Below are 23,695 nucleotides of genomic sequence, written 5' to 3'. Positions count from 1 at the left end.
TCGTCATAAATTTCAACTCTCTGACTATCCTCGTGGCAATTTTTCGCGAAATTCCATTCCTTCTTAGAGCCCTGTAAAACTCTTTGCGGTATCTTTTAATGGCTAAACTGTATCCAAAATAAGAAAAAATGAGGGAGAGGACTAAAATTGGAATATACGCAATTAAAAGGAGGATTTCGCGACGTCCCATCTCATTCCTCTCTTTTCACATCCTCTTCTTCTATTTCAACATTTTTCTCCTTTCGATGGGAGAAGTATTTCCCTTCGCCCATAACCTTGTTTATCAGTGTACTAACATCCCTACTTCTCATATATTCCTGAGTTAGTTGAAACGCCTGATCCTCGCTCATTCCAGCCTCAACCATGCTCTTGTAGAAATTGGCAACTTGTTTGCCAAATTCCTCCGCATTCTGGGATGAGTACAGGGCCTCCACTATCTCTTTTATAAGCGCAGGGAGTGTTTCTCTCAGGGTATTCATAACCTCCTTAAATTCCTCCACATCTCGCTCGTCGTTTTCCTCTTCATATTTTTTCCCTTCCATACCTATCACCTCATATTATCTCTATCCTTCTCCTCCTTTATATTTATTCCGAGCACTTTTAACCATTTCCTTATGGCATATTCAGAGATGGAATATAATCTCTCATTCTTTCTTTCCTCACATTCAACCATAGCAAGCTCTAAAAGCTCGTTGAGTTTCTGCCTCACAACACGACGAGAGGCTTTTCCTCTAGTTTTTCTCAGTTCTTCTGTTATCTGAGAAGTGTTCAACTTTCCATACGAAAATAAAATTTCTATTATTTCCCGTGAAATCGGATCTTTAAGCTCAGGAAAAATTATGGAAGGGCTAATTTTACCATACTCCATATAAATATTTATCAATCGTATATAGGATGCTAAAATATGCCTTATATATTGAAAATATTCATTATCAAGGTAACGAGATATAAGATCTTCAATCCTCTCAATTCTTCTCTCAATATCATCCACATATCTTCTATAGTGATCTCTATATTTATAGGTTTTGAGCAGGAATTACAATATTTTTGTAATATATTATCCCTAACAATTCCATAAGTTCTAAGAGTTTATACTATTCTTTACAATTATTCTTTACAATACTAGAGCAAAAAAATTAGTATCAGCCTAACAGGTATAGGCTACTAAAAATATTTTTCAATTTCTTTATTCAGATAGAGCCTGAACTTCTAACTTCTCAATAATCATATCCCTATTTCCTTCCCAACCTCCTTATTTATTCCCGTATGTCTCATTTTTCTCCATCTTATAAAGAACTCTCTCAATTCTTTTGTACTACTTATTGATATATATTACTTAGACACATATAATAACAATGCACAATACCACATAAGATTGTCGGCTTTCATCCCCCTATTTTTCGAAGAATATTTCTCGCCGATAGAATTAAATCCCCGCACTTCATAAGGCGATTATGAAGTACTGCCCGAACTGCGGTGCCAAGTTAAGCGATAATGCGAATTTCTGTCCCTTTTGCGGTGCTAAACTTGAGGATTATGTGGTTTTTGAGAAACCAAAGGTGGAGATTTCAGAGGATCTGACCTGCAGGCACTGCGGCAAGGGTAAACTCATGCTTGTAGATGCCGAGAGCGATATTCCCCTTTACATGTGTCCCCACTGCGGCTGGTACTACGGGGATTTCCTGGGAACTGGAAAGGCGATATATTATGATTCCCTGCACCTCAAAATAGGAAGGATAATAAAGGCAGAGATAAGAATGCGCGGACATCTGAGGGTCACGATTAAGAAGGGTAAGAACCTTGATGATGAGGGGCTCACAGAGATGGCAAGGTATCTCCACGAAGATTTGAAAGAATATGATATTGGCATAATAAGAGATGCACTTGTTTACCTGATAGAGGAGGGTGTGGTGAGGAGCTACATTGAAGAACTCAACGACGAATTTCTCTGGTTCGGGGTGAGGCTCATTGATAGTGATTAAATGGTACGGGGCGTTCAAAATTGAAAATGGAAAAACAGTCGCAAAAATCCTTTTTCCGAAGGATAAAAGGGCTGAAATTCTAAAAAGAATCAGAATGGGTGACCTCTCAGATATAAAGGAATTGGACGATGGAGAAGTAAGGTTTGAGGGTGAGATAAAATCCAGAAGAGAGATGATAGATACAGCCATAGAACTGGCAAGGATGGAGATGAAGAACTCCCTGGGTGAGGATTACATACTCATAGAGATGCTCAACACCTACGACGATATCGTTTCAACTCTCAATCTGTTAACCGAGCGGCTTATTGAATGGGATAAGATAAGAGAGATAAAGGGAGAGGATCAAGAGGTTGCCAACATTCTGCAGGAAGAAATAAAGAGACTGGAAATTCTGAGAGATGAGATTTCAAAGAATATTGAGTTCCTTGCAAATTCCCTATGCCCAAACCTCTCCCATCTCGTGGGCACAATAACGGCTGCAAGGCTCATAGCATCTGCGGGAGGACTTGAAAGACTCTCAAAACTGCCGGCAAGCACGATACAGGTTTTGGGTGCTGAAGAGGCTTTTTTCAGGCATCTTAAATCAGGTACAAAATGTCCAAAGCATGGCATAATATTTCGCGTTCCAATTGTGAGGAACTCTCCAAAGAAAGTGAGGGGCAAAATCTCCAGAACCCTGGCATCCAAGATCGCCATAGCAGCCAGGGTGGATTACTATGGGGGCAAATTCGTTGGAGATGTGCTCAAAGAAGAACTGCAGGTACGCGTGGAGGAGATAAAGAATGATTCTCATAGGAAACAAAAGAGAAGATGAGATTCTGAATCTCGCAGGAAAACGAATGGGGAGCATTGTGGTCTATTTTGGATACGTACGCGAATTTGCCCACGGAAAAACGGTACATGGTATGACTGCGGAGAAAACTCAAGAGAGTGAGAAAATTATGAAAAAAATTGAGAATGAAATAAAAACAAAATTTCCCATAGAGAATGTGGTGCTGTATCACAGCGTTGGAGATTTAAGGGTGGGAGATCTTCTGGCTGCTGTTGTCATATCCTCAGTGCACAGGAAGGAGGGGTTTGAGGCCTGCAGGTATGGAATAGACAGGATAAAGGAACTTGAGCCTGTGAGACGTAAAGAGTTCTGAGCATGGCAATTATTTAATATTCATTGCATTTTAACCCATGGCAAATGAGATGCGTGTTAGGGTTCATAACGATTTGCTTATAACCGCCGAAGATGAGAGCAACGCCCTTATCCTCTCCGGAAATGAAAAGGCAATGACCCCTATGAAGGCCCTCCTCGCAAGCCTTGGTGGTTGCACAGGAATTGACGTTCTTATGATTCTTCAGAAGATGCGTGAGAAAGTTAAGGAAGTGAACGTGTACATTGACTACGAAAGAGCAAAGGACTATCCTAAAATATACACAAAAATCCACATAAAATACGTTGTTGTTGGAGATGTTAGAGAGGAGAGTGTTAAGAGGGCCATAAAATTGTCAGAAGAGAAGTACTGCTCCATAAGTGCAATGCTTTCAAAGAGCACGGAAATTACTAGAAGTTACGAAATAATAGGGGATATTGAATAAATCATATCCTCTCATCTATAACTTTTCTGAATTCCCTCGCAGCCCTCTCAATATTCTCGTCACCCATTATGGCCGATACGATGGCCACCCCCTGAACACCCCTATCAAGTACCATGGGCAAGTTCTCAATGGTTATGCCACCAATGGCCACCACAGGTACGTTTACGCTCTTAACAATCTTAGAAAGTCCGTCAAGACCGATGTATCTGGCATTCTCCTTTGTCTTGGTGGGAAAAACGCTTCCCGCACCTATGTAATCGGCACCCATCTTTTCTGCCCCCACAGCCTCTTCCACAGTTGAGGCAGACACCCCTATTATCATATCCCCCACAATTTCACGTGCAACTTCAACGGGCATATCCTCTCTTCCAAGATGCACTCCATCTGCCCCGGTGGCTAGGGCAACATCCACACGATCATTCACAATGAAAAGAGCATCGTATTCATCCGTCAATTTCCTTATTTTTTCCCCAACCTCAACCATCCTTCTTGTGGTGGCATTTTTCATTCTCAACTGTATGGCTGTGGCTCCCCCTTCCAGAGCAAGCTCTGTGCCCCTTATCTCATCTGCAAAACGGGCATCGGTGATGACGTACAATTTCAGTTTATCCCTCCAGCGCACAACCATCTACAGGAGATTATGAAAAACATTAATTAATAATTTCCCTATGAAGCGATATGAAGGATAGATATTCCAGGCAGAGTGAACTCATCCCACAGGAGAATTTAGGTAGGGCAAGCATCCTTATTGCAGGTGTTGGGGGACTTGGAGGGTTCTCATCCCTGAATCTCGCCCTGGCAGGTGTGGGAAAAATAATACTCGTGGATCATGACAATGTTGAGGAGAGCAATCTGAACAGACAGGTTTTATATCGTATGGATGATCTTGGAAAGAAAAAAGTGTATGTGGCCGCAAGAAGGCTGAGAGAACTGAATCCCCAAGTGGATGTGGTTCCTCTGGATGGGAAAATAGGGGAGGTAGATATACCCCATAGGGTGGATATCTTGGTGGACGGCCTTGATAACATTGAATCCCGATTAATTGCTCAGGAATTCGCGTTATCCCATAACGCACCATTTGTTTTCGGTGCCGTGGAAGGTTATATGGGCATGCTCACCTTTATAGATTCCACCACAAAAAGGCTTGAGGATTTTATTTCAAATTTTCCACAGAGAGAGCCGCAGGTTCTCGCTGCAACGGCCGCTTTTACGGCTTCTCTTCAGGCTCTGGAGGTCATAAAATACCTATCAGGCAAGGGAGATCTTCTTCGCAATCGTCTGCTCATCTACGATGCTCTGAGCACCAATTTCCTGGAGGTGAAACTGTGAAGGTGCGCATACGATACTTCGGCAGATTTGCGATGGAGATTGGCAAGTTCTCCGAGGAAATTGAAATTCGTGATGGGGCGACGGTGAAAGAGCTCATCAAAATGCTTCGCAATAAATATCCTGTGCTCAAAAACGAGGAAATTGAAGTTTCAATTGATGGTAAATACGCCCAAGAGGACATGCCCATTGCCCACGAGGTTTCTGTGTATCCCATGATAAGCGGGGGTTGAATGATGGAATATCGATTGAAAAAGGGATATACGGGCGCATTGGTGGGAATATTTGGAAACCTGGGTATATTTCTGGTGAAGTTGTACATTGCTACTTTAACCAATAGTGTCTCAATTATGTCTGATGCTTTTCATACCTTATCCGATTTGAGCACTTCAATTGCAGTAATGGTGGGTTTCTACCTCTCCTCACGGGTAGATAGGAAAAATTATCCCTTTGGACTTGGGCGGGCGGAGTATCTTGCATCATTTGTGGTAGCAATAATACTGATTTTTGCAGGTGTAGATATGTTAATTGAATCCTATGAACGTTTTATTCATCCAGTTGCTGTGGATGTAGGGTTTTTAATGATATTTGTTATGGTGTTAACAATAGTTACAAAAGAAGCGATGGCAATATTTGCATGGAAAATCGCAAAGAACATAGATAGCCTGTCTCTTGAGGCAGATGCATGGCATCATCATACCGATGCTCTATCTACAGTGGCGGTGATAATTGCAGTAGTACTGGCTGATTATGGATATCAGTATGCTGATACTGTGGTGGGTGGGGGAATAGCGATTCTTTTGATTTATATTGGGTCGAAAATAGCATGGAAAAGTGGAGAGAATATAGTTGGGAAGAGTAGAAAGGATATGTCTAAAATTATCGTAAATATAGCAAGCAGAATTGAAGGTGTGCTGAATGTTCACAATGTGGTGGTTCATGACTATGGTAACATGTTTTACATAACCCTGCACATTTACCTCGGTTCTAATATAACTTTAAATCACGCTCATGAAATTGCTTCAAAAGTAGAATTGGAAATAAAAAAAGAGATCCCTAATTCGCATGTTGTGATCCATATGGAGCCGCTATCATCAAGCATGCACGAGCCTAGTGTTTATTGCTATGATAATTCTTAAACTTCTATTTTTGGAAAATGTTAATAAATTCTAAAGCCGATACCTAATGTATGTCGACCGCAGATTTTGCTTCAAAGTGGGAAAAATACTCTTTCTGGCTCATAGTTGGGGCAATATCAACTTTCTTTGCCGAGGTGGTCACTGCATCTACACCATATCCTTTTTTCACTATTAGTGGTCTTCTTTTCACCTACCCATTTTACACTCTAAGCGTTGTGATATTTTCACATATTGCGCTCAAAAAATCCCCTGTGGATTTGCCTACACTTTATATATCCGGTCAGTTGATGGGACTTTTTGAGGAATCATACGTGACAAAGATGCTATGGAGTCCTGGATGGGGTGTGGAACCAAAGATTCTTGGTATATCGATTATTCCATTTGCTCTGCTTATTTTCCTGTGGCACCCTCTTCTTTCACTAACTCTACCAATTCTAATTGGAGAGACCACCCTTACTGGATCCAGAGAAATAATATCTTCAATCTCCGAGAGAATTATATATCTTGGAAAAAGAAAACTTTTCTATCCATTGTTTGTCCTATTTGCACTGTTCTGCGGTATAAATGAAGCAGTAAATTCTCCATCACGTATTGACTCTCTTGTTTCCGTTATAGGATCATGGGGGGTCATTGTTCTTCTTTTGGGTGTATCTTGGAAACACAGGAACAAAAGAAACCTTCGTGAAATGATGCTTACAAAAAGAGAGTTGTTTGTGGTCTTTGTATTGTTTTCTATTCTGTATGTCACACTCACAACTAAACTTTATCCAGAAGGATTGCCTCCAGTTGATGGACAGTTTGGAATGTGGATTGCGTATCTGATATTTGGGTTGCTAATATATCTGGAGCTACGGACCCCTTCCTATGAGAGGTATGTACAATCGTTCCATTTTCCATGGGTATCATTTATATTATTTGGACCGTTGGTTGCAGTATTTGCATATGCTCTTCCCCGTTCAATTTCTCTTGTGGTAGTTGCATGGGCAACTGGAACTACAATAGGAATTTTTGTGTTTCTTAATGCGCTGGCAAAAATAGTAAAAGAATTTTTGTTTAGGCCTTTAAGAGCCTCGCATTGATGGCTACTATAACCGTGCTCAGACTCATTAGCAGTGCGCCAGCAGCTGGGCTTAATAGTACACCATATCCATAAAGCACACCCGCCGCCAGAGGAATCGCAAATGTATTGTACCCTGTGGCCCATGCAAGGTTCTGCAACATCTTCTTGTACGTTTTTCTTGCCAGACCAATGGTGGTTTTTACATCTCTTGGGTCATTTTTCACAAGCACAACATCTGCGCTTTCAACAGCCACATCTGTACCTGCACCTATAGCCAGGCCTACATTCGCCTGTATTAATGCAGGTGCATCGTTGATACCATCACCCACCATTGCCACAATGTGATTCTTTTGTAACTCTTTTATCTTCTCTGATTTTTCATGGGGCAGCACCTCTGCAAAATAACCATCCAGACCAAGCTCTTCTGAAACCCACTTTGCAACCTTCTCGTTGTCTCCGGTGAGCATGTACACCTTGATACCCATATTTTGAAGATTTTTAACCGCTTCCTTCGATTCTTCTCTCACCTTATCCGCAAGAGCTATGGCTCCAATTACCTTTTTTTCAACTGTAACAATCACAACTGTTTTACCCTGACTCAACACCCTTTTCAATTCTGGGGTTTCATGCCATTCAAACATTGATTTTGCGTAATTTGGACTTGCAATAATTACATCCAGTTCCCCTATTTTTCCAGAAACACCCTTTCCGGGGATTATCTTTGATTCTGAGGCCTCAGGAATTACAATCCCTCTTTTTCTTGCCTCATTAACTATCCCTGTTGCAATTGGGTGCGTTGAGCCAGATTCAAGAGATGCGGCGTATGATAATATGCTCACTTCTGTGGAGTTTATGGGTATAATATCCGTTACCTCAAATTTTCCCTCAGTCAGAGTTCCTGTTTTATCAAACACTACCGCATCTACTTCTCTGCTCTTCTCGAATGCGTCTCTGTCCCTTATAAGTATGCCCTTTTTGGCGGATATTGCGGTTGATACAGCGACAACAAGTGGTACAGCAAGACCAAGTGCATGGGGACACGTGATGACCATTACCGTCACCATCCTTTCCAGAGCAAACTCAAATGAATAGCCAAGATATAGCCATATACCCAAAGTGATAAAACCCGCAGTTACTGCTATGAATGTAAGCCATCTTGCAGCTCTGTTTGCAAGATTCTGCGTTTTTGATCTCGTTTCCTGAGCATCTTTAACCAGCTTTAGAACCTGCATAAGATATGTATCCTTTCCAGTCTTTTCAATTCGTACCTTTATTACTCCATCCAGATTTATTGAGGCTCCTATTACCATGTCTCCCTCTTTTCTGTATACGGGCTTGGATTCACCTGTGAGCATTGACTCATCAATACTCGTTTCCCCCTCCACAATTTTTCCATCAGAGGGTACCTTCTCTCCGGGCTTTACTATTACTATGTCCCCCTTCTGGAGTTTCTCAACAGGTATGTCCATTACTTCTCCATCCACCACAAGATGGGCTATGGTGGGCATAAGTTTCACGAGTTCTTCTAATGCTCTGGATGCTCCAATAACCGAGCGCATTTCAATGTAATGTCCGAGAAGCATTATGTCTATTAGTGTTGCAAGCTCCCAATAAAATGTTTTTCCACGGAGACCGAAGGTCACGGTAGCACTGTAAAAGAAAGCAACAGAGATGGCAATGGCAATAAGAGTCATCATCCCGGGATTTTTTTGTTTTGTCTCTTTCCACATTCCCACAAGAAACGGTTTTCCACCGTAAAAGTAAACTATTGCCGAGAATAAGAACAGTATATACATGTCCCCTGGAAAGGTAAAAGTAAATCCCAGAAAGCTCTGAATGAGTGGAGAAAGCAAAAGAATGGGCAATGTGAGAATGGTTGATACAACAAACCTTATTTTGAAATCCTCCATCATACGCCTGTGATGTTGGCTGTGTGTGTGTTTATGTTCCATATCATTCTCTTTCATACCTTCCATTTATGTCACTCTCTCCATATTATTCTTGCCTACTATAAACGTGTCCTCGTGCTTTATTGCACCTTCGAGAAGCATGAGCGGCGGGTGCACTATGGCGAGAACCATGCCCTCTTCTATCTTCCAGAATCTGTGTCCCACCACGATTGTGGTTATGGGTGGCTCTTCAATGAGAAGCCCCACTCCATGCGTGTAGCCCTTCACATAGTAATCGTCCAGACGCTCGTGGCGATACACTTCGTAAATCTTCTTTTCCACCGCGCTGAACGTAATTCCGGGCTTTGTGCTCTTTATCGCAACATCATAGGCAATTTTTTTCACTTCCATCGCCCTTTTTACCTCATTTTTCACTTCGCCCACCAAAAATGTTCTGGCCATGTTCGCGTAGTAGTTGTTGTAATCGGCACCGATAACAACGGTGACCACTCCATTATCTTTCACGTACGCATCTCTGAACGGCTCCGCGTGCACTCTGGGCGTGGTGGAAACATAGACCTTCGGGTCCTCGCTGCCCTCCTTCATCAGGAGATGCGAAATCTCCGAGGCAATTTGCAATTCGCTCATCCCCGGAGCGATTAGCTCCGAGGCGAAATCCATTCCTTTCTCAGCTATTTTTCCAGCCTTTTTTATGTTATTCAGTTCCCACTGGTCCTTTATCATTCTAAGCTGGAAGGTGAGGTCAAGAATGTCCACAACTTCAACCTCCGGGTTCAATCTCTGAAACACTTTGAGAAATAGTAAATACGCATCCCTCTCCACGGAAAACTCCAAACCTACGCGCTTGTATCCGTTTCCGCGAATCCACGAGACCACCCCGCCCATGAGAGATTCTGCATCCTGATATTCCTGCACATCCTCTATCCATGACCTTCTTTTGAATTCCTCCGCCTCGCCCTCGACCACGAAGACCATGGGCTCACCCTCCGCGGGAATGAGGAGCGAGGGCCTAAGCCATCTTGTGCCCGTGAAGTAGGTGAATGTAGATAGCGCACGAATCACCGCACCGCCAATATTGTTCTTCCTGAGCAATTCCTGAAACTTTCGCAATCTCCTCTCAAACATATCCTTCGGCCCGCGCATTTTCATCACTTCCAGTCCAGCAACCTTTTCTCTCCTTCTATTTCTCTAATGTCTGTTATGTCCTGAGTGAATTCCAGAGTGCCCATGTATTTTCCCTCTCCATCTCTAACGGCAAAGTACTGTATTAATATTTTCCTTCCGCGCATGTCAATCCAGAATTCCGCTTTATTTCTCTCTCCTTTTTTGAACGCCTGCAGGATTTTGTTCACTATATGCACGCTCTTTGGCGGGTGACACAGCTGCACGTGCCTTCCAAGAACGCTCTTGGTGCGAGTGAATATTCTCTCCCCGCCAGAGAAGAACCTCACACGGTCCTCGGCGTCAATGAATGTGATATCCGCGGGCATGGTCGCGAGCATCGCTGAAATCTCCTTCGGAAGCATGTATCCGTCCTCAAGTTTCACATCTCCATCACGAATCAGCTCTTTTTTATCGGGTTTGAAGGCTATGGCGCCCATGTTCTTCTTCATCTCCTGAATCAGGTGCTGGGGCAGGTTCATTAATTGCTCCGCCGTGATTTCATCGCGCACCTCGTAGGGCATTATCTCCCGCACATCAGGGTTCCACTCCTTTGGCTTGATTTTGTAATACCCTATTTCGTCGTCCTGCATCCTTATCGCCTTGAACTCTCCCTCGCTGAGCAGCACCTTGAGTGTCGGATAAAGGATATTGTTCTCCCTGAACACCATGTCAATGAGCCGATTTGCCAGGTCCTGTGCAATCTCGCTTATCTCCTCATACTTCTTCTCGGCTATGCCTCTCAGAAGTTTGTTCATCTCTCCGCGGATTTCATCGTGCTTGCGCCACAGCACTGCGGGCACCGCCGTTAAGCCTCTTCTCTCCAGATACGGAAATACGATCATCTCCTCCCGCTCGTAATGGGTGTAGCCAATGGCTTTCAACCCGCGAGCAATGCCCTCAAGCATATTCAAAGTGCTATCTTTAGCGTTGCCTTCCACATTGCCGAGCGATGTGGCGTAGAGGTTGAGAATCTCCGCATCTTTTATTATCTCAACGTTCTCCTCGTAGAGATTGCGGAGCGGATGTCCCTCGGGCATCTCTTTTATCTCTCTCTCCGCACCGCTCACGCTCTCGCGGAATATCTCCACGTGTATGTCGCACATCCTCGCAATCTCCCTCGGCGATATGCCCTCCTTAACCAGCTCCTGCTCAATGAGCGGAATTTCCAGCGGTGAGATGGAGCGCAAAACGTCCTTGAATTCCTCCTTCACCTTCTCCTCATCCTCGCCGCCGTGCAGTTTGCGGAGCATCTCCTTGAGCTTTTCTTTTTTTGTTTCTCTATTATCCAGTAACTCTGACATTTTCAATCACCTTGATTTGAGATTTTTTACTCATTTTTAAATCTTTCTGGACAATAATGAGTATTTATCCCCAGGTTTCCATGGTGAAAAATTGGATATGTGAAATGCGAAGAGGTCACCATTTGATCCCCCTTGTGATAGGATGTTGAATTGATGCAAACGTCCATCGCAAACATATTTATCAAATCACACCTTGAAGTTGCCCATGGAGACATCTATTGCCGCGCTCATAGCTGGGCTCATATCCGGAGTTGCCTTGGGGCTCACGGGAGGTGGTGGCTCGGTTCTCGGAGTGCCGCTGCTTGTGTATCTGGTTGGCATGGAGATGCACCTTGCAATAGGCACATCGCTTATCGCTGTTGGAATAGCTGCCCTAGTGAGTTCCCTGCACCATATGAGGGAGGGCCATGTCATTTTCAGAACTGCGTTGCTCATGAGCGCAGCGAGCATACCAGGCGTGTATGCTGGAAGCTGCCTGAATAGATTGGTTAGCGGAAACGTGCTTCTCATTCTATTTGCAATCCTCATGATTGCCATAGGAATAAACATGCTCAGAACAGCCAAAGTGCAGCACGAGGGAGAGCATCGAACCGAGGTATGGCTCATTTTAACCCTGGGTACAGTTGTTGGCCTGCTCTCGGGATTTCTCGGAGTGGGTGGAGGGTTTCTTATAGTACCTGCCCTACTCTGGGGTGCAAATATGAAAATGCACGACGCGATAGGAACTTCCCTGTTTATAATATTCATAAACGGAGTGGCTGGAATGCTGAGTTACCATATCCAGGGAAGACCTGTAGATTATTATGTGACCCTGATATTTGTAATAGGTGGACTCATCGGGGGAGTTGCTGGCTCAAAGATAGCACTATCACTGTCCACAAAGACATTGAAATACTCATTCTCAGCCCTCGTCTTCATCCTGGCTGCATACATCCTCGCAAACACCATCTGATAAGAGTAAACACATTTGTCCAGAAATACTTTAATATGATTCATCCATGGTGGCATTATGGTATCCGAACAGGAAGTATGGAACGCACTACGGGACATTGTTGATCCCGAGATAGGCGCAAATTTGGTTGATCTTGGACTTATCTACGAGGTTCGCGTGGATAACGGCAAGGATGTTTACGTTAAGATGACCCTCACCGTGCCTGGATGTCCCCTTATGAACGTGCTTCCAGCACAGGTGGAGGAGAGATTGAAGCACCTTGAAGGTGTTGGAAAGATAACAGTGCAACTCACATTCGATCCGCCATGGAGTCCGGACAGGATGAGCAAGGAATTGCGAGAGATCTACGGCTGGTAATTGCAAAGTTTTAATAGGCGCTTTACAATCCTATTTTTGATGCAGAGTACCCTGGACAGTTTTGGAGATTCCCTTGAAAAAATAGAGGCGGAGATAAGGGAATGCAGTAAATGTCCACTTCATAAAACCAGAAAACATGCCGTTCCGGGTGAGGGGGGATTCAAAAGGAAAATAATGTTTGTGGGTGAGGCGCCGGGAAGAAGGGAGGACGAGATGGGAAGACCCTTTGTGGGTGCCGCCGGAAAATTCCTGGACGAACTCCTAAATAATGTGGGGCTAGATAGGGGGGATGTGTACATAACAAACATAGTGAAGTGCAGGCCCCCAAACAACAGGGATCCCACTGATCTTGAGATAAGAATGTGCGGACCGTACCTGGACAGGCAAATTGAGATCATGAAGCCGAGAATAATCTGTCCCCTGGGCAGGTTTGCCACAAGGTACATACTTGAAAAATTCGGGTTTGAGATGCAGCCCATATCCAGGATTCAGGGAAGACTCTTTGAGGGAAAGATTCTCATACTGCCCATGTACCACCCGGCTGCTGCCCTCTACCACCAGGAGTTGAAAAAGGATCTGTACAGAAGTTTTCAGATTTTAAAGGAGATAGTCGGGCAATAATTAATTATCCCCAAAGAGAAAGATACAAAAAATTTAATAACATCTTTGTGCAATCCGTAATTATGAAATGTGGTCAACTAGCCGATGCCGTTAAGGTCGGCATCGTGATTCTGGATGAGAATTTCAAGATTTTAGATGTGAATAGAGAGATAATCTTTAAAGGAGGGGTGGATAAAGAGAGGCTCATAGGCTCAAATTTTCTCTCATGGTTCCCAGAGGATTCACTGGAAGAACTCAAAAAAATACTCGGAGATGTGAAGGACGGAAATGTGGATTGGGGACGTGGCACCTTCCTACTTTTTTCAAAGAAATTTAAAAAGAACCTTGTCGTAGATCTGAGGGCTCGAAGGGTTAAAGACAATATAGTGGTCACGCTAATCGATAAGAGCTGGCTTTACGAGACCCTGGACAGGTTGAAGGTTGTGGAATCTGCCGTGCTGCACATGGATGAGGGGCTTGTTGTTACGGATGTAGATGGCACGATAATCTATGTGAATCCGGCATTCACAAGGATAACGGGATACAAATACGAGGAGGCAATCGGAAAGAATCCGAGGATCCTGAAAAGCGGAAAGCACCCAAAAGAATTCTACAAGGAGATGTGGGACACAATCCTCTCCGGCAAGGTCTGGAGGGGAAATCTGATCAACAAGCGCAAAGACGGTACCCTGTACTGGGAGGAGATGACAATAGTACCCATAAAAAATGGGCAGGGAAAAATAACGCATTTTGTGGCTGTAAAGAGGGATGTGACTGAGCGCAAAAGGTTGGAGGATAAACTAAAGAAAAGGGAAGAGTACTACCGCAAGATCTTTGATATGAGCAGAGACGGAATATTCATTGAGACCCTTGATGGAAAGCTCCTTGATGTTAACGAGGCGGGAGCCTCCATGCTCGGATACACACGTGAGGAGTTGCTAAAGCTGGGGATTAGGGCAATTGTGCCCGAGGAGGAGATGGGCAGGTTCCCGAAGATAGTGAAAGAGTTAAAGGAGAGGGGAGAAACAAGGCTGGAAGTCCTCAACAGGCACAAAAATGGGTATCTTGTGCCCATAGAGCTGAGCCTTGGGCTCCTCAAAATAGATGGAAAGGAGAGGGTGATTGCCATAGCCAGGGATCTGTCCCACAGGGTAGAGGAAGAGCAGAAGTACAGAATTCTAAGCGAGATGGCCTTTGATGCCGTTATACTGATAAATGAGGAGGGCAGGATTGAATACTGGAATCCCGCTGCGGAGAGAATATTCGGGTACAAAATGAGCGAAACCATAAATAAACCCTTCTGGAAACTCATCGTTCCTCCAAAATACCTGCCCGGAAAGGGGTTCTCAAACATGATAAAGAGAGGTTTTGAAAGGGGCAATTTTTCCAACAGGAAGATGGAAGTTGAGGCTATGAGAAAGGACGGAAAAATCATACCTGTTGAGCTTGGAATAACCATGTTCAACATAGGGGGCAAAAAATACGCCCTATCCATCATAAGGGATATGACCGAGAGAAGGGAGATGGAGGAGCGCATAAAGAGACACATGGAAGAATTGGCTGCCGTTCACAGATTCTCCCTGAATTTGGGGTATGTTACGGATCTCAAGGACTTATCCCTCAGGGTGAGGGATGAACTGAAAAAAATAATGAATTTTGATGATTTCACAATTGGATTTGTGGACTGGGAAAGGAAGAAAATAAGGTACGAGATAATGCTCCACAGGGGCAAGGACCTTGGTCCCATAGAGATAGATATGGACGATGAGAACTCCCTTTCCGGCTGGATAATTTCTCACAAAACACCACTGCTCATAAGAAACATGGATGAGGAAAAGGACAGACTCCCAGCAATGTGGTTCAAGATCGGGGAGATGCCAAAGTCCTGGCTGGGAGTACCCCTAACCTACAGGGACAGGGTTGTGGGGGTACTCATACTCCAGAGTTTCAAACCCCACACATATGATCAGAGAGATCTTGAATTTCTGAGCATTCTTGGAGCACCTCTCTCCCTCGCCATAATAAACTCACAACTCTACACCACACTTAAATCCACAATGGAGAGGTACAGGGGTATTATTGAGTCTGCCCTTGTTGGTGTGGCAATAGTTTCTTTAAAGGGAGATCTGATATTTGCAAATGAAAGAATGGCCCAAATGCTGGGATACACCCTGGAGGAGTTGAAGAGCAAGAACATCATAGAACTCACCACAGAGCGCGGTAAAAGGATATTCAAAGAGCAGTTGAAAAAGAGGTCAATGGGTGAGAAATCCTATTACGAGAATGAACTTGTGAAGAAGGATGGAAAAGTGATTAATGTCCTTATAAACGCCGTACCCCTCCATGACGAAAGAGGCAAAACCATTGGCTCAATTGCCATTGTGATTGACATCACAAATAAAAAGAGGGAGGAAAACGAACTTCGTAAGAAAAACGCTGTGCTGAACGCTCTTTACAACATATCCACCACCATAGGAAAAGTTCCTACGTTAAGTGAACTTGTGGAGAGCGTTTATCAGGAAATAAAGGGCATATTTGATTTTAGGTGGTTCTACATTGGCCTGTACGACAAAAAACGGGAAGAGATCAGATACGAAATTTTGAGATACGGAGATGAAAACATAAAGGATTACGTGATCAAATACGACCCGAAAAATTCTCTCTCCTCATGGGTAATAAAAACAGGCAAGCCCATAGTGATTAAAAATCTGGATAGGGAGAAACTTCCAGCAGGGTTCAAACTAATAAAGGATCTTGAGGAGAAACCCCCCAGATCAATTATCATGCTTCCTCTCCGATATGAGAAAGAGGTATTTGGAGTGATCAGCCTACAGCACATGGATGCCGAAAAGTACAGCGAGGAGGATTTGAAGTACTTGTCCACGATTTCCAACGCCCTTGCAATATTGATCAAAAACATCCAGCTTTTCCATGAGGTGAAAAATGCAAAGGATAGATTTGAGGCCATCATAAACACCTCAATTGTTGGCATATCCACAACCACCCTGGATGGAACCATAAACTTTGTGAATGATAAATTCGCTGAGATCCTGGGCTATTCCAAGGAAGAACTCATAGGAAAGAGCGTCATGGACCTCACAACCGAGGATGGAAAAAGGATATTCAGGGAGAAGTTGGAGAGAAGGGGAAAGGGCCTGAGCGATTATTACGAGATGGAACTCATAAGGAAGAACGGAAAGAAAATCCATGTGCTCATAAACGCCTCTCCTCTAAGAGACGAGAATGGCAATATAGAGGGTTCCATAGGCATAATCTTGGACATAACGAAACGCAAGGAGATGGAAGATCAACTTCGCAGGGAGAAGGAAAGGTACAAAGAACTATTCAATAAGATGGCTAATGTGGTGCTCGTTATTCAGAACAGGAAAATAATGTACATAAACAAGGAATTTGAAGCATCCACAGGATACAGGAGAGAGGATGTCATAGGCAGAGATTTCTTAGAATTTGTACACCCCGATACAAGGGACATTGTGCTCAACAATTACAAGAGAAGGATAAGGAATGGAGACGCGCCCGACCACTATGTCATAAAACTCGTGGCAAAGGACGGAAGAGAAATATGGATGGACATACACGCCTCACTCATTAACTGGGAAGGCGGAAGAGCAGATCTTGTGAGTATGATTGACATAACGTACATGAAGGAGATGGAAGACAGGCTCATAGCACTTGATGAGATGGCAAGAGAACTAAAGATGGCAAAGACACGGGATGAGATATACGAGATAGCAATTGAAAATCTATACAAAATCCTGAGATTTTACAATGCCGCAATATTGGAATTGAGGGGAAATGAACTCGTCATGGTGAAGAGCAGGGGGTACATTAACCCGAAATTCAGAATTGAGGTGGATAGCAAGAGGGGTATAACCGCCTGGGTTGCAAGAAAAAATTTACCCTACTACTCGCCCAACACCGATGAGGATGATCTCTACGTTGAGGGGGTCAAGGGTGCAAAATGTGAGTATGCCACACCAATATCCATAGATGATCGCATATACGGAGTGCTCGATGTGCAGAAAGATGAACCCTACTCAATTTCCGAGGACGAGATAAAACTCATAGACCTGCTGGCCAACAACATGGCCGTGGCTCTGAAGGGTTTGGAAAACCAAATGGAACTTGAGAGGGCAAAGAACTTGCAGGAACTGATGCTTCACATAGTGAGCCATGATCTTAAGAACCCTCTCGCAGTGCTCAACGGCTACATTGACCTTCTGCGTGAGAATTTCAACGATGCGTACCTTGATGCCATGCAAAACGCCCTTGATGAGGCCTCAAGAATCATTGAAAAGGCGCGCCTATTCTCAAAGTTGGGTGCGGGAAAGATAGAACAGGAAAAGGTGGTTATGGACATAAAGAAGGAAATTGAGGATGTGGCATCTCTGCTCTCCCAGAAATACCCAAATGGAAAGATAAATATCAGCATGAACAGGGTTGAGATCAAGGCGTTTCCCCTGATTCGCGAGGTCTTTGTTAATCTTATAGACAACGCATTCAAGTACGGAGCCACAGCGGTTGATGTGAGCTCAAGGGACCTTGGAGAGTACGTGGAAATACGGGTGAAGGACAACGGTCCGGGAATACCTGACGAGAAGAAGGAGATCATATTCAACGCCTTTGAAACACTATCACAAAACAAGGGAAGTGGCCTGGGGCTGAGCATTGTGAAAATGATCACTGATCTTCACGATGGGAGCATACATGTGGAGGATAACAAACCAAAGGGAAGCGTTTTTGTAATACGTTTGCCTAAGGATTAACAATGAGATCTCCCTGCATAAAAGTGCCAAAATCCAAGGCGGAAGAGACGAAGAAAATACTGGCAAAAAAAGGCCTACTCCAGGAACTCAGATGGAAGAGGGAGGGAGATTTCGTAATCATCCCTGTAAAGGACATGGTTGAGGGTTTTGAACCATGCGAGGACGATTTTGAAGAGCGCGAAAAAAGGAGAAAAATAGGCTCGTTTGACATTGTTGGGGATGTTGCCATCGTAAAGCACAGAGATGGAAATCTGCAGGAAATCATAGAGGAAATAAAAAATATGAAAAACATAAGGAAGATAGCAATTGATTACGGGGTCAAGGGCGAGGAGAGGATAAGAGATCTGCACCTAGTTGAAGGAGATGACCTGATCACCATCCACAGGGAATACGGGATTCGCCTGAAAACGGATCTGTCTAAGGTGTATTTCTCCCCACGCCTTGCAATGGAGAGGTGGAGAGTTGTACATATGGTGAAAAATGGAGAGACCATATTTGATATGTTCGCAGGATGTGGACCGTTTTCTGTGATGATTGCCAAGTACAGGGATGTGAAAATATACGCCACAGACATAAATCCATACGCCATTGCTTATCTAAGGGAGAACATAAAAATCAACAGGGTTAAGGGTATTGAACCCATTTTAGGCGATGCAAGGGAGGTTGCAAAGAAAATTGAGGCGGACAGAATAATAATGAATCTGCCCCACTCATCCTTCAATTTTCTGCCCGATGCATTCAAAGCATCAAAATCAGGCACCATCGTGCACTACTACGAGATTCTGCCCAAGGAAAATTCACGGGAGAACGAGATCATGGAACTGGCAGAAGAAGAGGGAGTGAAACTGAAAATAAAGGAAAAAAGAAGGGTACATGCCTACTCTCCGAGCAAGGATATGTTCGCTTTCATTATCAAAATCATTTGAGTCGCACAACTTCAAGGTTCTTGAGAGCCATTGTTTCCATTCCATACCTCTTATGCAGACCAATGGCCAGATCTATGCATTTGCTTTCCTCCCCGTGACATGTTATTATCCGCTCTGGCTTAGGGTTCATTGAGCCAATAAACTGCACAAGTTGCCTGCGGTCCGAGTGCCCTGAGAACCCGTCAATGGTCTCGATATTCATCTCAACCTTTATGGTTATGGGCTTACCTCCAAGGCTCATTAGAACCTCGCTCAGGCCATTCTGTATTCTTCTACCCAACGTTCCAACTGCCTGATAACCCACAAAGATCAGAGTATTGCGTGGATCGTCTGCCCAGTGCTTGAAGTACTCCAAAACGGGACCGCCATTCATCATACCAGAAGTGGATAGCACAATAGCAGGATCCGAGGAACTTATGACCTCCTCCCTGCGTTCCGAGGATTCAACCCTGTGGAATATTGGAGACAGGAATGGATTCTCCTTCTTCTGGAATATGAGTTCGCGTAGATCCTTGTTTAAGTACTCGGGATACGCAGCGTGTATTGTTGTGGCCTCCCATATCATTCCATCCAGATATATGGGAATCTCCGGAAGTTCTCCATTTCTCATAAAACTCTCAAGAACGAGCATGACCTCCTGGGAGCGTCCCACAGCAAAGACGGGAATTAAAATCTTTCCACCGCGTTCGAAGGTGCGCGAAACAATATCCTTCAAACGTTCAGCAGCCTCCCTTCTAGATGGCTGATAATCCTCCCTTCCTCCGTAAGTGCTCTCCATGATAACGGTCTCGACCCTCGGAAACCTGTTGTGGGCAGCGTTGAAAAGCCAGGAACGCTCGAATTTTATATCTCCCGTTATAACCACGTTGTAAAGCCCGTTACCTATGTGAAAATGTGAAATTGCAGAGCCAAGTATATGGCCTGCATTGTGAAAGGTGAGTCTTATATCTGGCGCAATATCCGTTGTTTCCCCATATTTGAGAGTTATCGTGTGCTTTATCATCTCCTTTATGTGCTTTGATTCATAGGGTACCTTCTTCCCCTCAGACTGTGCCACCTTCACGTAATCTATGAGAAGCATTGCCGCAAGATCCCTTGTGGGAGCGGTCATGTAAACTGCCCCATCGTAGTTGTACTTGAAGAGAAGGGGCACCAGTCCAACATGGTCAAGATGGGCATGGGTGACAACAACAGCATCAATGTGCTTGAACGGATTTTCAGGATCGCTCTGGTCCCAAACCTCAGGCACGTAGAGGTACGGAGCCCCGCTCCACGGCCCTTCCTGATTCACAGCAGCCACATCAAGGCCACAGTCCACAAGCACTCTGCTGGTACGGGTCATGAGCAGTGTGGCACTGCGCCCCACTTCCCGATATCCTCCAAGAGCCTCCACCCTAACCCATTGCTCTCCACTCAATGGAGGTCTGTTTATTCTCTTACCGATATTTCTAAGAATCTCGCGCCTCTCCTCGCGAACGAGTTTCAGGTACTCGCGCATCTCCTTCACAATGCGGGATTCAAGGGGAGGGGCACGAACCACCCGGGGAGCCCATTTAACCCTCTTTTTTATTTCATTCAGAAGCTGACCATCCTTACCAATAACAACCCCGGGAGCATCCGCTTCAATTATAACCTCTCCCGTTTCGGGCTCAAAGTATATATCCTTTATTCCCGCCTCTTCGGGCACTATGCTTCTTATTTCCTCCCTAGCCTGGGCCTCATCCATCAACAGAACAGGATCGGGCCTGATGAATATCCTCCTTCTCACAGTCTGGGCAATTTTTTTTACAATATCCGGATGGTCCGCAAAGAACTCCATATCCCTGGTATAAACAACAACCAGGGGCCCCTCAAGGTCAATATCCGTTATCTCAACCTGGGGAGCGAGTTCACCAACAGCCTCCTTAACCTGTTTTAGCACATCCTCCCACTGCATAAAATCACTTCAATCCAAGCCCCTTCATTCGAGACTCAATATCCTCAGGGTTGAGTTCAACAAAGCCCCGCTCCTTGGTTATGGTGGCAACGGATATGCCATCTCCACTGGCCGCATCCCTGCGCATGGCAGCGTTTATACCCCTTATTACGAGCTCAATTCCCTCATCCAGCCCTATGTCATCATGCCACCTGTCCTCAAGCACGCCATAAACAAAGAGAGAGCCAGAACCCACGCTTGCATACTTATCCTCTATGGCCCCTCCTGCAGCATCTATGGCATAAACATGATAACCTCTATCGTCAAAGCCCCCAACCAGGAGACCAACATAATACGGGAAGAACTTGCGCTCGTTCAAAATGTTTGAGAGCAAGGTGGCAGCGGCTCCAACAGGCATGTACATCTTTCTCCTTATGCGGTAAAGGTTGATCTCAGCCCTCATGTAGCGCACCAGCACCTGCAGATCTCCAACAAGCCCTGCGGTCGTCATACCTATGTTGTAATCCAACCTGTAGAGTTTCTGGGCTGTCTTGTGCGCAATGAATGTTTCCATACTGGCCCTGTGCTCTGTCCCAAGCACAACGCCATCCTTCGTGACAATTCCCACCGTGGTAGTTCCAGTTTTAGCGTTCTCCATCTCTAACACCTTCAAAATTTTACGGGGGTATAATTCCCTTGGCATATATAAAACTTTTTAGCATTACCTCCTGAACATCGTGAGGAAATATATGGTTGTTGCGATCAAGCCAGAATACGCACTTGGAGATACAGGAGTATAAACGGAAAGAGCGAGACCACCCAATCCGGAAACCAGCGAGATAAGAAAGGCAAAGAAAAGCGTGGAGGATACACTTGAAGATATGCGCTTTGAAGCGGCAGCAGGGATAATGAGAAGTGCGTAAACCAGTATGGCTCCAACGCCCTTGAGAAGCACAACTACACCCATGGCAACCATCACAAAGAGAAGACTCTCATAGAGAAAGGGCCTCAATCCCATGGCCTGTGCCCCCTCGGGATCAAATATGGAGAAGATTATTCTCCGGTGAAATAGAAGAAAGAGAATGATTATTACCAGTACGGTGACGGTCATTATCTCAATATCCTCCTGGGAAAGTAGAAGCAGATCCCCAACGATGAGTCCCCAGGCGATGGAAGCATATTCCTTTATGAGAGAGAGAAAGAGAATAGCGAGACTCATAGAAAGAGCGAACATCACACCCACAGCAACATCTACGCTTTCCTTCCTGTGGGATGCATATCCTATTGCAAGGGCAAAGAGTATGGAAAATAAGAGAGCAACTATGAGATAATTCGCCTGAAACAGGTAAAGGGTGAGGAATATGCCAAGGGATGCCCCTGCAAGTGCACCATGGGCTATGCCACTTACAAGAAATGTGCTGCCCCTAAAAACAGAGTAACTTCCTATGAGTGACGAAACAATGGCAATGAGGAAAACCGCTATTACAGCACGAAGGAGCCAGATATCAACGAACATGCACATCACTCCCCATAACATAGCAAACCTTCTCCCCGCGAATCACAGGCACGGCCACACCATAGAGTTTCTCCATATTCTCCTCCGTGACAACATCCATAACCCTGCCATAGGCCACCATCCTCCTGTTGAGTAGGAGGACATTATCGGTGCAATCCGCAAGAGGATTCAAATCATGAGTTACGAGAATTATCGTTTTGTCCCTTTTCAATTGATGCAGGATCTCAGTCATTCTCATCTTAGTGGCCACGTCCGTTGCCGAAAAAGGTTCATCAAGGATCAGAACCTTTGCATCCCTGGCAAGGGCGCGGGCAAGGAAAACTCTCTGCTGCTGTCCCCCACTCAGAGATGAGAACTTCTCATTCCAGAGATCTTCAAGACCAACCACCTCTAGGGCCCTTTTTGCCTTTTTAACGCTCTCCCGCAGCACCTTAAAATGGTGTCTGGATAGAAGGGGCATCAGAACCACATCCTTCACACGGAGAGGAATATTTGTATTCACATTGTCCCTCTGCGGCATATATCCCACAATTTCCCTGGCCTCTTTTGGATTTTTTCCAAATATTTCTATGTGTCCCTCATAATCCACAAGCCCAAGAAGAGCACGGAGAAGCGTGGTCTTCCCTGCCCCGTTGGGTCCGATTATCGCAAGCAGAGACGGGTGCTTCAATCTGAAACTCACATTTTCAACGGCCACATTTTCTCCGTATCTCACGGTAAGATTTTGCACCTCAATCATTTATCCACCTCAGGGATTGGCCTGCCATGGGGGCATCTTTTGGGATCACCTAGATAATGGCAAAGTGTGTCCACCACATCCTCATCAACGCCCATTTGAATTCTGGATGCAACACTGCAGGCACGCTCAAGTTCCACGCCAGCCCGATAGAGCATCGTTTCAATTATTCTATGAGTCCTTATGATCTTTCTGGCCATGGATAGGCCCTCCTCCGTAAATTTGTACTTCTTTCCACACTTCGCTATAATTCCCTTGTTCTTCAGTCTGTTAAGCATCTCATAGGCCGTTGGCCTCTTGACATTCATGATATTCGCAATGTACTTTGGCCCGAACTCGCACACACCCCTGTTATAGGAGTCGTAAATCGCCATTATATACCTTGATTCAGCCTCCGTGAGCACGGTTAGGTAATGCCTAACGAGTTTATAAATTTT

The 23,695-nt window shown here is 44.6% G+C and carries 24 protein-coding genes; 13 read left to right on the top strand and 11 right to left on the bottom strand.

Going from position 1 to position 23,695, the window contains the following annotated elements:
• Positions 1-191 precede the first annotated feature (191 nt).
• Both ACIM339_RS04565 and ACIM339_RS04560 read right to left on the bottom strand, forming a co-directional pair.
• Positions 192-542: a hypothetical protein gene (locus ACIM339_RS04565; protein WP_015283442.1), complete on the bottom strand. Its 351-nt coding sequence runs from the start codon at positions 540-542 to the stop codon at positions 192-194.
• A gap of 5 nt (positions 543-547) precedes the next feature.
• Entirely contained in the window at positions 548-991 is a 444-nt protein-coding gene (locus ACIM339_RS04560; RefSeq protein ID WP_015283441.1) for a helix-turn-helix transcriptional regulator, read from the bottom strand.
• A 463-nt stretch (positions 992-1,454) separates the two neighbouring features.
• Here ACIM339_RS04560 and ACIM339_RS04555 point away from each other — a divergent pair, with 463 nt between their 5' ends.
• The 4 genes from ACIM339_RS04555 to ACIM339_RS04540 are packed head-to-tail and all read left to right on the top strand — an operon-like array spanning position 1,455 to position 3,569.
• Complete coding sequence (locus tag ACIM339_RS04555) at positions 1,455-1,982, top strand: zinc ribbon domain-containing protein (RefSeq protein WP_015283440.1); 528 nt, start codon at positions 1,455-1,457, stop codon at positions 1,980-1,982.
• On the top strand, positions 1,975-2,796 hold the full coding sequence (locus ACIM339_RS04550) for an rRNA biogenesis protein (RefSeq protein WP_015283439.1): 822 nt from the start codon (positions 1,975-1,977) through the stop codon (positions 2,794-2,796). The genes ACIM339_RS04555 and ACIM339_RS04550 overlap by 8 nt, the downstream gene beginning before the upstream one ends.
• On the top strand, positions 2,765-3,127 hold the full coding sequence (locus ACIM339_RS04545; protein WP_015283438.1) for a molybdenum cofactor biosynthesis protein MoaE: 363 nt from the start codon (positions 2,765-2,767) through the stop codon (positions 3,125-3,127). The genes ACIM339_RS04550 and ACIM339_RS04545 overlap by 32 nt, the downstream gene beginning before the upstream one ends.
• Positions 3,128-3,164: 37 nt before the next feature.
• Complete coding sequence (locus ACIM339_RS04540) at positions 3,165-3,569, top strand: OsmC family protein (protein ID WP_015283437.1); 405 nt, start codon at positions 3,165-3,167, stop codon at positions 3,567-3,569.
• Position 3,570: 1 nt separating this feature from the next.
• Here the strand turns inward: ACIM339_RS04540 and thiE are convergent, their stop codons facing one another.
• On the bottom strand, positions 3,571-4,191 hold the full coding sequence (thiE, locus tag ACIM339_RS04535) for a thiamine phosphate synthase (RefSeq protein ID WP_162007716.1): 621 nt from the start codon (positions 4,189-4,191) through the stop codon (positions 3,571-3,573).
• A 56-nt stretch (positions 4,192-4,247) separates the two neighbouring features.
• Here thiE and ACIM339_RS04530 point away from each other — a divergent pair, with 56 nt between their 5' ends.
• Genes ACIM339_RS04530 through ACIM339_RS04515 form a run of 4 tightly spaced genes read left to right on the top strand, consistent with a single transcriptional unit; the run spans position 4,248 to position 7,113 of the window.
• Positions 4,248-4,898 (top strand): HesA/MoeB/ThiF family protein, encoded by a 651-nt coding sequence (locus tag ACIM339_RS04530; RefSeq protein ID WP_015283435.1) that lies wholly within the window; start codon positions 4,248-4,250, stop codon positions 4,896-4,898.
• Positions 4,895-5,128 carry a MoaD/ThiS family protein gene (locus ACIM339_RS04525; protein ID WP_015283434.1) on the top strand — a complete coding sequence of 78 codons (234 nt, stop codon included), beginning with the start codon at positions 4,895-4,897 and terminating at the stop codon, positions 5,126-5,128. Before ACIM339_RS04530 ends, ACIM339_RS04525 begins: the two co-directional genes overlap by 4 nt.
• Entirely contained in the window at positions 5,129-6,034 is a 906-nt protein-coding gene (locus ACIM339_RS04520; protein ID WP_015283433.1) for a cation diffusion facilitator family transporter, read from the top strand. It abuts the gene before it with no gap.
• Positions 6,035-6,084: 50 nt separating this feature from the next.
• Positions 6,085-7,113: a hypothetical protein gene (locus ACIM339_RS04515; RefSeq protein ID WP_015283432.1), complete on the top strand. Its 1,029-nt coding sequence runs from the start codon at positions 6,085-6,087 to the stop codon at positions 7,111-7,113.
• On the opposite strand, the gene ACIM339_RS04510 is transcribed toward ACIM339_RS04515, so the two are convergent.
• Genes ACIM339_RS04510 through ACIM339_RS04500 form a run of 3 tightly spaced genes read right to left on the bottom strand, consistent with a single transcriptional unit; the run spans position 7,088 to position 11,469 of the window.
• A complete protein-coding gene (locus ACIM339_RS04510; RefSeq protein WP_015283431.1) occupies positions 7,088-9,070 on the bottom strand; it encodes a copper-translocating P-type ATPase in 1,983 nt (660 codons plus the stop codon). The genes ACIM339_RS04515 and ACIM339_RS04510 overlap by 26 nt on opposite strands.
• Entirely contained in the window at positions 9,071-10,147 is a 1,077-nt protein-coding gene (locus ACIM339_RS04505; RefSeq protein WP_048104047.1) for a Xaa-Pro peptidase family protein, read from the bottom strand.
• A 5-nt stretch (positions 10,148-10,152) separates the two neighbouring features.
• Positions 10,153-11,469: a DUF438 domain-containing protein gene (locus tag ACIM339_RS04500; protein ID WP_015283429.1), complete on the bottom strand. Its 1,317-nt coding sequence runs from the start codon at positions 11,467-11,469 to the stop codon at positions 10,153-10,155.
• Positions 11,470-11,674: 205 nt separating this feature from the next.
• On the opposite strand from ACIM339_RS04500, the gene ACIM339_RS04495 reads away from it, so the two are divergent.
• The 5 genes from ACIM339_RS04495 to ACIM339_RS04475 all read left to right on the top strand — a co-directional run bounded on the left by ACIM339_RS04495 (position 11,675) and on the right by ACIM339_RS04475 (position 19,091).
• Positions 11,675-12,421 (top strand): sulfite exporter TauE/SafE family protein, encoded by a 747-nt coding sequence (locus ACIM339_RS04495; RefSeq protein WP_015283428.1) that lies wholly within the window; start codon positions 11,675-11,677, stop codon positions 12,419-12,421.
• Between the two features lie 57 nt (positions 12,422-12,478).
• Positions 12,479-12,778: a metal-sulfur cluster assembly factor gene (locus ACIM339_RS04490; RefSeq protein ID WP_015283427.1), complete on the top strand. Its 300-nt coding sequence runs from the start codon at positions 12,479-12,481 to the stop codon at positions 12,776-12,778.
• A gap of 39 nt (positions 12,779-12,817) precedes the next feature.
• The gene (udg, locus tag ACIM339_RS04485; protein WP_015283426.1) at positions 12,818-13,399 is read left to right on the top strand and encodes a type-4 uracil-DNA glycosylase; all 582 of its coding nucleotides are present in this window, start codon (positions 12,818-12,820) and stop codon (positions 13,397-13,399) included.
• Positions 13,400-13,461: 62 nt separating this feature from the next.
• Entirely contained in the window at positions 13,462-18,165 is a 4,704-nt protein-coding gene (locus tag ACIM339_RS04480; RefSeq protein ID WP_015283425.1) for a PAS domain S-box protein, read from the top strand.
• 23 nt (positions 18,166-18,188) lie between these two features.
• Positions 18,189-19,091: a class I SAM-dependent methyltransferase family protein gene (locus ACIM339_RS04475; RefSeq protein ID WP_337954312.1), complete on the top strand. Its 903-nt coding sequence runs from the start codon at positions 18,189-18,191 to the stop codon at positions 19,089-19,091.
• Here ACIM339_RS04475 and ACIM339_RS04470 read toward each other — a convergent pair.
• The 5 genes from ACIM339_RS04470 to ACIM339_RS04450 all read right to left on the bottom strand — a co-directional run bounded on the left by ACIM339_RS04470 (position 19,084) and on the right by ACIM339_RS04450 (position 23,662).
• Positions 19,084-21,027: a beta-CASP ribonuclease aCPSF1 gene (locus ACIM339_RS04470; protein ID WP_015283423.1), complete on the bottom strand. Its 1,944-nt coding sequence runs from the start codon at positions 21,025-21,027 to the stop codon at positions 19,084-19,086. The two genes, ACIM339_RS04475 and ACIM339_RS04470, sit on opposite strands and share 8 nt — an antisense overlap.
• 4 nt (positions 21,028-21,031) lie before the next feature.
• Positions 21,032-21,664 (bottom strand): archaeal proteasome endopeptidase complex subunit beta, encoded by a 633-nt coding sequence (gene psmB, locus ACIM339_RS04465; RefSeq protein ID WP_048104045.1) that lies wholly within the window; start codon positions 21,662-21,664, stop codon positions 21,032-21,034.
• 63 nt (positions 21,665-21,727) lie between these two features.
• Positions 21,728-22,522: a metal ABC transporter permease gene (locus tag ACIM339_RS04460; protein ID WP_015283421.1), complete on the bottom strand. Its 795-nt coding sequence runs from the start codon at positions 22,520-22,522 to the stop codon at positions 21,728-21,730.
• Positions 22,512-23,261: a metal ABC transporter ATP-binding protein gene (locus ACIM339_RS04455; protein ID WP_015283420.1), complete on the bottom strand. Its 750-nt coding sequence runs from the start codon at positions 23,259-23,261 to the stop codon at positions 22,512-22,514. The genes ACIM339_RS04460 and ACIM339_RS04455 overlap by 11 nt, the downstream gene beginning before the upstream one ends.
• A complete protein-coding gene (locus ACIM339_RS04450) occupies positions 23,258-23,662 on the bottom strand; it encodes a metal-dependent transcriptional regulator (RefSeq protein WP_048104043.1) in 405 nt (134 codons plus the stop codon). The genes ACIM339_RS04455 and ACIM339_RS04450 overlap by 4 nt, the downstream gene beginning before the upstream one ends.
• Positions 23,663-23,695: the final 33 nt, after the last annotated feature.

Origin of the sequence: Aciduliprofundum sp. MAR08-339, assembly GCF_000327505.1 — an archaeon.
In the GTDB taxonomy this organism is placed as follows: Archaea; Thermoplasmatota; Thermoplasmata; order Thermoplasmatales; family Aciduliprofundaceae; genus Aciduliprofundum.
This window is presented reverse-complemented; position numbering and strand designations above follow the sequence as displayed.